Source organism: Candidatus Hydrogenedentota bacterium, assembly GCA_019695095.1.
In the GTDB taxonomy this organism is placed as follows: Bacteria; Hydrogenedentota; Hydrogenedentia; order Hydrogenedentales; family SLHB01; genus JAIBAQ01.
Window position 1 is genome coordinate 1 of the sequence record JAIBAQ010000185.1, and the last position, 11,470, is coordinate 11,470.

Annotated in this window: 9 protein-coding genes; 5 read left to right on the top strand and 4 right to left on the bottom strand. The window is 57.4% G+C overall.

All coding sequences use genetic code 11. The features are described from left to right. Nucleotides 1–25: 25 nt before the first annotated feature. From K1Y02_21445 to K1Y02_21460, 4 genes are read right to left on the bottom strand one after another with little or no spacing between them, the layout of a single operon-like run. A complete protein-coding gene (locus K1Y02_21445; protein ID MBX7258942.1) occupies nucleotides 26–1,234 on the bottom strand; it encodes an ABC transporter permease in 1,209 nt (402 codons plus the stop codon). Continuing rightward, nucleotides 1,231–2,439: an ABC transporter permease gene (locus K1Y02_21450; protein ID MBX7258943.1), complete on the bottom strand. Its 1,209-nt coding sequence runs from the start codon at nucleotides 2,437–2,439 to the stop codon at nucleotides 1,231–1,233. Before K1Y02_21450 ends, K1Y02_21445 begins: the two co-directional genes overlap by 4 nt. 28 nt (nucleotides 2,440–2,467) lie before the next feature. Then, nucleotides 2,468–3,478: an efflux RND transporter periplasmic adaptor subunit gene (locus tag K1Y02_21455; protein ID MBX7258944.1), complete on the bottom strand. Its 1,011-nt coding sequence runs from the start codon at nucleotides 3,476–3,478 to the stop codon at nucleotides 2,468–2,470. Then, nucleotides 3,475–4,800: a TolC family protein gene (locus K1Y02_21460; protein MBX7258945.1), complete on the bottom strand. Its 1,326-nt coding sequence runs from the start codon at nucleotides 4,798–4,800 to the stop codon at nucleotides 3,475–3,477. The genes K1Y02_21455 and K1Y02_21460 overlap by 4 nt, the downstream gene beginning before the upstream one ends. A 547-nt stretch (nucleotides 4,801–5,347) precedes the next feature. Between K1Y02_21460 and K1Y02_21465 the strand changes: the two genes are divergently transcribed. The 5 genes from K1Y02_21465 to K1Y02_21485 form a co-directional block, all read left to right on the top strand. After that, complete coding sequence (locus tag K1Y02_21465; GenBank protein MBX7258946.1) at nucleotides 5,348–6,679, top strand: dicarboxylate/amino acid:cation symporter; 1,332 nt, start codon at nucleotides 5,348–5,350, stop codon at nucleotides 6,677–6,679. Between the two features lie 110 nt (nucleotides 6,680–6,789). Next, nucleotides 6,790–8,184 carry a Si-specific NAD(P)(+) transhydrogenase gene (sthA, locus tag K1Y02_21470; protein MBX7258947.1) on the top strand — a complete coding sequence of 465 codons (1,395 nt, stop codon included), beginning with the start codon at nucleotides 6,790–6,792 and terminating at the stop codon, nucleotides 8,182–8,184. 234 nt (nucleotides 8,185–8,418) lie between these two features. Beyond that, nucleotides 8,419–9,678, top strand: coding sequence for a L,D-transpeptidase family protein (locus tag K1Y02_21475; GenBank protein MBX7258948.1), 1,260 nt, complete (start codon nucleotides 8,419–8,421; stop codon nucleotides 9,676–9,678). A gap of 108 nt (nucleotides 9,679–9,786) precedes the next feature. Beyond that, a complete protein-coding gene (locus tag K1Y02_21480; protein ID MBX7258949.1) occupies nucleotides 9,787–11,115 on the top strand; it encodes a ribonuclease H-like domain-containing protein in 1,329 nt (442 codons plus the stop codon). Between the two features lie 228 nt (nucleotides 11,116–11,343). Continuing rightward, nucleotides 11,344–11,470: TetR/AcrR family transcriptional regulator (locus K1Y02_21485; GenBank protein ID MBX7258950.1), on the top strand; the 127-nt coding region annotated here is incomplete at its 3' end.

Below are 11,470 nucleotides of genomic sequence, written 5' to 3' on the forward strand. Positions count from 1 at the left end.
GTGAACCGCACGTTAGGCCCCCCTGCTACCTGACGGGACTCGTGACTCCATGGACAGCGTCCGAGTATACCCCCTCTTCGTTTGCCGCGCCAGAGGGAACATCCGGTACGCGCCGCATGGTGAGCCAGGCAAGCACGACGTACAGACCAGCCAGCAGCCACAAGGTCGTCCATTCGTTCTGGACCTCTCGAAAGCCCGCGCCCATCTGGTTCAGCCGCACGAATCCGGGACAGCCCATCGTGCTGGGCAACAGGAACGAGGCGTGGCGAAGCCACGTAGGAATGGCCTCAACAGGCCAGACAATACCTGTCAGAAATACGGCGGGCAGGGAGCTAAAGATCAGTGCGGGTATGGACACCTCGCGGTATCCGAACAACGCGGACAGGGTCAACCCCAGGAAGGACACGGCCAACACAAACGGCAGCATGAACAGCATGATCTCCCCGACGTTTCCCGCGTTGGGCAAGTCGAAGATTCGAAAGACCACCGTCATATAGAACAAAGGATAGAGATAATAGATCGACGCGAACGCTACTCCCCGTGCCAGCACGTCATAGAATCCAACGGCTCGGATACGTCCCGCCGTGCGATAGGCCTCGTTGCGCGTACCCCCGAGCATGCCAATGGCAATAAGCAAGGTCTGCTGCATGATCAGGATCAGCACCCCTGGGACGGCATAGGTGCCGTAACCGCCCGCGGGGTTGAACAACGGACGGGTCACCAACGGCAAAGGATCGCGCGCGGTCTTCGCGTGCTCTTCGCCAAAGCCCGCAGCGGTCATGCGGCGCACTTCCACGCCCGCCGACAGCGTCGCAGTCGCTTTGTAGAGACCGGTAGCGACTTGGCGGTACGTGAGGAAGCTCGTTGTCTCTGCATAACTGGAAACGACGGCCTGTTCCCCGCGCAGAATGTCGCGCTCGAATCCCTCGGGAATGGCGAATACGCCGCATGCCTCGCCCATCAGGACGAACTGTTGCGCTTCGGCGAGATCGCCTGTGCTTTTGACGATGCGCACTTCCTCCGTCGCATCGGCCCATCGCATGAGCTTGCGGCTTAACGCCGTGTGATCTTGATCCACACCGATGACAGGGACTTCCTTCATCACCTCGGTCGAATACGGCAAGGGATAGACCATCGTATAGATCATCAGTCCGGCCAATAGGATGAGAAAGACGCCGGAATCGGAGAAGATCGTGCGGTATTCGCCAAACAGGGCGCGAAAGAACCGAATCATGATCGCCCCCAGAACTTCGCATCACGCATGACCTGACTCAACCGCGGCAAGGTGAGCAGTGGAATCGCGAAGGCAAAAAGGGCCATTACTCCTAGATGATAGGCCGATGCTTGCGGAGGCGCGCCGCGCAACGTTTGCTGAAGCAGCACTTGCAGGTAATGAGACAGCGGTATGCTCCAGCTCCAGACCTTGGCTCCCAGTGGCATAGCTATGGCGGGATAGGTAACGCCGGCGACCGCGAATGCAGGCCCCGCATAGAAACCGGACAGGCTGCTGGCCAATCGCAAGTTGGCCGTAAAGACCACCAGCAGCACGCCCACCGCTTGATACGCGAGCACAAATAACAAGCTCGCCAGCGCCAGCACCCACGGACTTCCGTTCATGGGCACACCGAGGAATCGTACCAGCAGAACCACCGAAAAACAGGTGAGGACGAAATAGCAGACGGTGTGAGGCGCGAGTTTGCCCAGCAAGGCGATAAGCGGGCGGTTTCCCGATACACGTAGCCATTCTTTGGCCGTGCCATGTTTCAGTTCAGTGCCAACAACCCACACCGCCATCATCAACACGAATGCCTGGATCATCGTGGGGAACAGTGCCGGCAACAAGAAGTACATGTAGTTGAGGTTGGGATTGAAGAGCAGATGCTGATCGACGCGAATCGGTTCGTAGGTCTCTTTCGCTTGCGACGGATACTCGCCCCGCGCAACTCGCATGCGCATATCGGTCCCCGCCGAGACAGTCCCTACAACGTCGCGCACCGCCCGGCTGACGACGCTGCTGGTCAGCAGCCATTGGTTGTTGACGTAAGCCGTCACGGCAGGACTGTCGCCACGCTTCGCATCGCGCTCGAGATCCTCGGGCATGTACACCATGGCATAAGCGCGACCCGTGCGAATCGCGGCAGCACCTTCCTTGGGATCATGCACCGAAGCCGCTACAGCAAGCGCCGGTGTGGCGTCCAGCATTCGAATGATCTGGCGAGACAGCGTTGAGTCGTCTCCGTCATACACGACAACAGGCAAGTCGCGCGGCACCCCCTTGTAAAATGTGGAGTAAAGGACCGTGAAGGAAGTCAGCGGCAGAACAAACAGGAACATGAGGTAGAAGCGGCTGCGGGTCATCCGGCGCAACTCGCGCCCGACGACGGGCAAAAGGCCCGTCCTCATCGCGGACTTCGAATCGTTTTTGTCCGAGTCCTTCATTGGTCTTATCTCAGAGAGGGGATCGCACTTACTGGGCTGTCTGAGTGGCGGCTGCGTCTCGAGCCCACGGCACGATCACACTCATGCCGGGGCGGAGCCCGTCGGTCGGTTGAGTGGGTTTCGCGCGCACCTCAAACGACCGCAAATCAAAACCGCCCGCCGCGCTCGTCGCGCGCCACGTCGCGAAATCGCCCAGCGCCGCAATGTACGTCACCACTAATTCGACAGAAAGGTTGTTAAGTGCGGGAACCGTTCCCTGGATCTTCTCTCCCATCTTCAACCCGCCAAGGCGATCTTCCCGTATGTTGAACGTGACCCAAACATCGGAAAGGTCCACCAGAGTGAGAATGGGCATACCCGCCGACGCCAGTTCGCCGAGATTCACGATATGCTCGACCACTTCGCCATCTCTTGGCGCACGAACGTTGGCTTCCTCTATCAGCGAATCGACCTCTTCAACAGCCCCCGCGGCTTGCGCCACCAACGCGGAAGCCGACACTTTGTCTTCCTCGCGCGCCCCGTTAACCGCCATGTCGTATTGCGCCTTTGCAGCAGCCTCCAACTTGTTGGCCATATCGCGCTGCGCTTGCACCTCATCGCGGCGTTGTGCGGGCAGTACCCCATCATCGAACAAACGCTGCACGCGCTCGAGACTCTTCTGCGCCAGTTCCGCTCCCGCTTTCGCCTGCAAGTACTGGCTATGCGCCATCCGAATCTGTTCTTCGCGCGCTCCGTGTTCTGCCTTGTCCCGCTGCGCACCCGCCGCGGTTTCCGCCGCTTGCGCCTGGTTGCGTTTCGCTTGAAGCTGCGGACGATCGAGTACGGCCACAATGTCGCCCTTCTTGACGGACTGCCCCTCCTCGGCACGCATTTCCTCCACGCGCCCCGGGACTTTTGCGGAGACATTCACCTTCGTCGCTTCTACCTCGCCCTGAATGCATTGAGGCAAGGGCTGCTTGAAATACCACGCGGAAACTGCAACCCCTGCTATCAAGCAAAGGACGATTAACATCGAGAACAGACGCGCCACGAAGGTCATTGGGATTCCTTTGCTTCGGTAGGATGAATGCCGTTTGCCGTAGTAGCCGCCGAGGATTGGAGGGCTGCGACCCACTCGTGTTCCTGCACAGCAACCGACTTCGCCATATACTGCGAGAGTTGCTCCGTGCTCCCGGAAGCCTCCAGGAGCTGAAAGAACGCCGTGTCAAAATCGTACGCGGCCTTGTAACGTCCCAGTTCGGCGCGTGCCAGGGTGAGTGTGGCATCCACAACTTCGAGCGAAGTCGCAAGCCCCTCCTCGAAGGCACGCGTACGCACACGCAGGTTTTCCTTGGTGAGTTCCAACGTCGACTCAAGACCATCGTATTGCTCGATTGCCTTTGCCATTTCCTCATAGCGCTTCAATACCAGGCTCTTGAGGTCTCGTCGATACTTCGACTGCAAATGCGTGACTTTCTGTTCTTGAGCACGAGCAGCCTCCACCTTGTTTCGCGCCTGGAACCCGTCAAACAGGGTGAACTTGGCCCCCACTCCCGCCGCCCACTTGGGGTCGAGCAACGTGAGATCGCGGGGTACGAGTTCATGCATGCCGAACAAGTACACCGTAGGCTTTCTCTCCCCATGCTCAGCGCGGACTCCTTGCTCGGCGAGATGGTGTTTGGCATCCAGCAGATTCATCACCGGATGCCCTTCGTCCACACGTTGCTGAAACACCTCGCAAGGCTCCAGGTTGCGGAGAATGAACAGAGGCGTGGATGGGTCAATTGGGCCGTCGCTTACCACGATGTTCGACAAGCCTTCCGAAACGATGGATACGTCGCGTGCGGATGCGTCGCACTCGACACGTGCGTTGGCCAACGCGACTTCCGCGTTGAGACATTCCGCCCGCGAGATGATGCCCTCTTCCATGAGCCGCTTCGCGCGATAGCTTTGCTGCTCCATCGTCTTCACTTTAAGTTGCTGCACTTCCAACGCGCGTTTGGCGAGACACACACCGAAGTAGCGCTGCGCCAATTCCGTAACCAATTCGTCATCGGTTCTATCGCGCTCGGCATGCGCCTCGGCAACCCGCGCACCTGCCGCTTCGTTCGCGGCGGCAATCCGGCCACCGGCATAGAGCGGCATTGTCGCGGTTGCCTCACCCTTCCAGAAGTACTCGGTTTGGACTTCCACCCCCAGGCGGCCAATGCGGATAGCCACAGGGTCGTTGAGTATGTTGTAGCGCAAGTCCAATTCGACCAGCGGCGCACGAAGACCTTTGGCAGCCGCCCGTTCGGACTCACGTTGCCGGATGTCGTCGTCGGACGCCATCAGCGCCTCGTTTCTCGCTCGCATATTCGACAGCGCTTGCTCCAGAGACATGGACTCTCCAGCAGAAACCTGAAGCGTGGACAGAGTCACAAGAACGGCCGCGAGAATTGCGCGAGGCTGGACGCCACCTTTCATCGACCGTGCAGGACGGCGGAACGAAGTTGCAGTGAAACCTCTCCCCCAAAGAACCGGAAACTCAACGAATATCGCCATAAATCCCTACCTACCGCTCGGTATACGCGAAATCACCCAACAACGCGCAAACCTCAACGATATGGTCCCCCAGAATTGCTCTATTGGCCCTCTTTCATGGTGGGCCGCTCATCGTTCTTGCATGACCATTTTGACAGCGGGACGTATATCTTCTTGTCCCCCGCTCGAGCACAGACTCGAACCTTACTTTGGTCAAGCCGAATTAGACCTGAATCCCCCTTGGATGCGGTCTGAGGACTATTATCTCCCCTGCTCTCACTGGCGTCAAATCTCCCCAATGTCTCAATGCAGACTTGTACCCACGTGAAGGCTTCGGTACAGTGCATTTCGGCCTGTTGTGGGAAGGCCGCGACTTGACCGGTGACAACGCGCGAAGGACCAACGCATGACGGCTTCCTCCAGTTCCAGGTTTCCGCTTCACGTACGGATCCTGATTGGGCTTGTTGGTGGTGCGTGCCTGGGGGGCATTCTGAATGCAGTGCTTGGCGACGAGTCTGCCGCTCTCCAATGGCTTACGCTTCAAGTCACCGAACCCTTGGGTCAGCTCTTCCTTCGATTGCTCCTTATGCTCGTGGTTCCACTGGTCTTCTGCTCGTTGGTGCTTGGCGTGGCAGGTATCGGGGACATACGCCGTGTGGGCCGCGTAGGCGTCAAATGCCTGATCTACACCGTGGTTATCTCTGCGATATCAGTTGTCATCGGGTTAACCATGTCAAACCTAGTCCGTCCGGGTACGCGCATCGATCCCACCGTCAGCCAGCGCCTGCAGGAACGCTACGGAAAAGAAGCGGAGGCGCGCGTTGAAACCGCAAAGTCGACGAGTATCCCAACCAACACACCTCTCATGGCGGTCATCAAGTCGATTGTTCCAACCAACGTTGTTCAGGCAGCCGCCTCCGATCCTCCCGACATGCTTGGCCTGATGTTCTTCTCCCTGTTCATCGGAATTACGCTGACTCTGATTGGCGAATCGGCCCAGCCCGTCATACGCGTCCTGGAAGGCGCATACGAGGCCGTCGCCAAGGGAATCCACCTGGTGATGATGCTTGCACCCTACGCCGTATTCGCCCTGCTCTTTACCATGACGGCGCGTTTCGGCTTCCCTTTGCTGTTTAGCCTCGGATGGTTCGTAGTCACCGTGCTCACGGGTCTCGCTCTGCAGATGTTTGTCGTCTACTCACTCTCCGTTGCCGTCTTGTCGCGCATATCGCCCTTCGAGTTCTTTCGCCGGATCAAGACGGTCGTGATAACGGCATTCTCCACCTCCTCATCCAACGCAACGTTACCGACTGCGTTGCGTGAGTGCGAGCACAACCTGGGCGTCCCGCGCGATATCAATTCCTTTGTGCTCACGGTCGGCGCTACAGCGAATCAAAACGGGACGGCTTTGTTTGAAGGAGTAACCGTGCTGTTCCTTGCGCAATTTGCCGGAATCGACCTCACCCTGGGCCAGCAACTGATGGTCCTCTATATGGCCATTCTGGGCGGAATAGGTACAGCAGGCGTTCCCGCGGCGTCTATACCCTTCATTGTCGTTGTGTTGTCCACGATTGGCGTCAATCCCGCCCTGATCGCCTTGGTCATCGGAGTAGATCGAATACTCGACATGTGCCGTACCGTGGTCAATGTTGTGGGAGACCTGACCGCAGCCACGTACATCGCACGTTCCGAGGGCGCGAAACTCCTTCCCCCGCTTGGAACCGAGGAGGCCGTGTAGGAGGCACCTGCCCACGCCGCAATACGGACGATCATTTGGATGGGACAGGCGCAGCATGATACCGTTTCGCCAAGTTGTCTCTTACCCAGACTTTCGAAAGTGAATCTGCAATGCCTGGATTACCGCATTTTGATGTCTTAGTTATTGGAACGGGGCCCGCCGGAGAAGGGGCGGCCATGCAGGCCGTCAAGGGGGGCAAGAACGTCGGCGTCATAGAACGCATGGATCGAGTTGGCGGCCATTGCACCCATCTCAGCACCATTCCAAGCAAAGCGCTTCGTCATGCGGTGCAAGAACTCACCTCCACCAATTCAAGCACCCTCTTCAAAGACTCCGGACTCTCGCAGTCGCTCTCGTTCGGACAACTCCGAAAGAACGCCGCGTCCGTCATTGAGCATCAAGTCTCGATGCGGCGCAATTTCTACGACCGAAACGGCGTCCCCATCTTCAGCGGAAATGGCGCCTTCGCGGACGCTCATACCGTGGAAGTGCGTCAAGATGGCACAGAGACGTACCGCCTCACCGGGGATTCCATCATCATCGCAACAGGAAGCAGGCCCTATCATCCGCCCGATGTGGACTTCACACATCCCAGAATATTCGACAGCGATACGATCCTCACGCTCGATCACACCCCTCGTTCGATCACGATATACGGTGCTGGTGTGGTTGGGTGCGAATACGCGTCCATCTTCCGCAACATGGACTGCAAGGTAAATCTGGTCAACACACGCGGACGCTTGCTCGAATTCCTCGACGACGAGATCACAGATGCGTTGAGTTATCACCTTCGCGACCGTGGTGTTCTCATTCGACACATGGAGACGTGTTCGCGCGTGGAAGGACGCGACACTGAAGTCATCCTACACTTGGAGTCCGGCAAACAACTTAAGTCGGACATACTCCTTTGGGCCAACGGCCGAACCGGTAACACGGACGGACTGAACTTAGAGGTGCTTGGAATCACCACGAATTCCAGGGCGCAAATTGAGGTGAACGATTCCTATCAGACGATATTGCCGCACATCTACGCGGCCGGTGACGTCGCAGGGCGTTCATCGTTGGCAAGCGCCGCCTACGTCGAAGGACGATACGTTGCTACGCACATTCTCGGGAAAGCGGAACCATCCCTGGTGCAAGACATTCCGACCGGGATCTACACTTCTCCGGAAATCAGCTCGGTTGGAAAAACCGAGCGCGATCTCACCCACGCAAAAGTTCCGTATGAGGTGGGCCATGCTCAGTTCAAAAGTCTGGCCCGCGCACAGATCATGGGGCAGACGGTGGGTATGCTGAAGTTACTTTTTCACCGGGAGACGCTTGCGATTCTGGGAATCCACTGCTTTGGGGCAAATGCTTCAGAGATTATCCATATCGGCCAGGCAATCATGTCGCAGAAGGGCTCTGCCAATTCCTTGGAGTACTTCGTCAATACCACCTTCAACTATCCGACGATGGCCGAGGCCTATCGTGTTGCAGCTTTGAATGGACTTAATCGGCTTTAGCAAAAGGACTTGAGTTCTCTCCAATCCTGGGCGTGGAGCCGTCGCGCCCCAACTGTTGCAGACAAGCAAGCGAGGTTTCCCTACTCGATTTAATCTCGCCAGTTTCCATAGTTATGTGGTATATTTCCTTGGTATACGGTCGAATCTCAGCGACGTTTTCAACGGAATGGAGACGTTACGGCCTTGGCGTCAGGTCCAGATAAAAGGAGTTATGAGCGCCGTCGGGCGCCGCGCGTGCCATCGCAGAAGCATGTGCTTCTAGCCCGGGGCGGAGGGGCCTCCCTACTTCAAGAGGGGGTTGTTGCCGATATAAGCCGCGATGGCTTGGGGATTGTCACGTCTCCGACCCTCCCTATCGGAAGTTCCCTTGAGATCGAGTTCACGCAAGCGGCCCACAATAACGAGCCATTGTTTGTGCGTGGCCGTGTCGTCCATGTAGAGGCATTGCCGGATTCGACGTACGCTATCGGCGTCGAGACACTGCTGAATCCTAACGTAAAGTCCGTTGCTCCGCACGCCAATCCCAACTCGGCTCAGCCCACGCCCAATCGTGATACCGTCATGACTCACGACAGCAGTGGCCATTCAACTTCTGTCCAATCAGCAAACTCCAAGAAACGTGAGACCGACAAGCGAAAGCAGTTGATCCCCATTGTGCTCGTATTGTTGATTCCTCTGGCCACGGGTTGGAGCATTTCCCGTCATGCAGATGGGGGAAACAACACAACAAACGACAACATCCAGGTTCGCCTTCCCTCTGAAAACGACGAGCCAGTCCCCCTGCCCGACAAGCCGCCCAAGAAGAAGAAATCGGTCAAGGAACAGCCTCCACGTGAAGCTTCGGCTTCGCGCAACTCCGGAGGCGCAGCAGGTGGCTCCCCAAGCGCACCACGATCACGACCGCCGGTTTCCGGCGATATTGGCGACGCGGCGCTTGTGCGCGACAATAGTGTGTCCATACGGCAACGACTGGCTAACCTCGCCGTCTCCACCACAAAACAGAACATCGAACCAGAAGGTGGCGTTGGATCAGAATCGCCGACTTCTCCCCTGCAAGGAAGGGAGCAGCAAGGCAAGCCAACCGAGCCGCCTGCGACTTTACCCAAATCAGGGATTGCTTTAGTGATCGACAAGAGTTCTTTCAGCATGACCCTCTACCGCAACGGTCAGCCAATACGGACGATCCCAGTTGCCGTCGGCGCCGAAGACACAACGCCTACGGGAGTCTTCACGGTGGTCAACAAATTGACTGATCCGGTGTGGCATAACCGGGGAGAAGGTGTGCCGCCGGGAGACCCGCGCAATCCTCTGGGAAAGCGCTGGCTGGGGTTGGCTCGCGACGGTCGTCCTACAACCTATGGCATCCATGCGGCACTCGACACGTCGCGGGTAGGTAAGCCCTTCGGCGACGGGTGTCTTCGATTGCACCCCGAGGACCTTGAGACGGTGTTTCGTATTTGCCCAGTCGGCGCGACGGTCATGATCCAGCCATAACAACTCTGCTACTCACCAGACTCTTGGCCATCGCGCTTAGGCACGCACTCCAAAATTCCCCTTTACGTCAACCCTCAATTATACTAAAATCGTTTTCAGGGTTTTGGAATGGATTCAATCAACCGACAGAAGCTGGATGAGTTGCTTTCGCGCAGCGGCGTGATGAAAGGCTCCGAATGGCGGCAGCGCCTGGAAGACCTCCAACGGCTGCGGGAATCTGGCGTGTATGAAATCGACACTGCAGTGCCAGGAACACTGGTTGGGGACGAGAAGTCCGGCTTTTACCTCGTGTCTCATACGTATCCTTGGCACACTCCTCACGGAGCTGTCACTCTGGACTCGGTACTCGAAGCGCGCGGCGAGCACATTGCCCTTTCGGCCTCCGACGACGAGTTGATCGAGTTCAATCCCCGCACGGCCTTCTTCATCGACACGGAAACGACAGGACTTTCGGGAGGCACGGGGACGGTAGCCTTCCTGGTGGGAATCGCCTATTTCGTCGAAGAGGGGTTACGCCTCGACCAGTGTTTCATGCGCGATTATGACGACGAAGAGCCCATGCTTCAGTACCTGGATGAAGTCATGAAGCCGTGCGAAACCGTTGTCAGCTACAACGGCAAGACCTTCGACATGCCGCTTCTGCGAACGAGGTTCATCCAAAATCGAATCCGGTTCCGGATGGATGGCGCCCTACACTTCGATCTACTTCATGCCGCGCGCCGCTTCTTCAAGCGCAGGTTGGGCAATTGCAGCCTGGGAAACGTGGAGCGCGAAGTCCTCGGACTGGAACGTCACGGGGACGTGCCCGGCCACGAGATTCCGCAGCTCTGGTTCGACTATCTCCGTACGCGCGACGCCCGGCGCCTCGCCCCCGTCTTTTACCATCACCGCATGGATATCCTATCGCTGGTGGCACTGACCGGATGGCTTTCCCGCTGCCTGGGAGAACCCGATGGTCGAGGCTTTGAGCACAATGATGACCGGTTCTCGCTATTGCGGGTATGTCTCAAACAGAAGAAATACTCCGACGTAGTGGCGCACGGCGACCGATTGCTGGAAATCGAGACAGACCCTGACCGGCGAGTAGGCTGTCTTGAGCTCATCGCACATGCAGCCAAACGCCTTGGCGACTTCGATCGGGTCGAGAATTCGCTTTCCCTAATTCTCCAGGAGCAGCCCAGCAACCTATGGGTCCGCCTGGAGTTAGCGAAGCACTATGAACACAAGACCCGCAACTATGCGGAAGCGGAACGCCTTTGTCAGCAGGCCGTCGAGTACCTGGAAACACGTGAAGCCCTGGGGCGCGCGACTGAGTTTGAGCAGGCTCCTTTAGAGGCATTCCGTAGGCGGCTCACGCGAATCAGGGGCAAGATGCTGCCTTCCCGGCGCGCCGGTGTGCATCGAAAGACCCGTGAAATCGAACAAGAAGAACTCTAAGACGTTTGTTGTTCAGATGTCATCCCAGACGTTAATTGTTTACAATTGTTGATTAATGCCTTATTTCTGCCCGGAAAGGCCCTCTTTTGAGCCATTATCTGACCAGAACCGACCTTTAAGCCTTGCCAATTCGCCCCTCGGCGCTCTCACAGAACACAAATCAAGGAAAACGCAGAGGGGCAAGTATACGTATTGACAAAAACCTACGCTTCGTCATAAGATCCACGCATGGGCATTGCAGCACGAAAACGCCGCGCCTTTAAAGAACGCGAGGAACTAATTCTCGACGCTGCTCGCTCCATCCTTCTGAAGCGCGGTTACCACGGCCTGACCATGGACCGCATAGCCGAGGCTA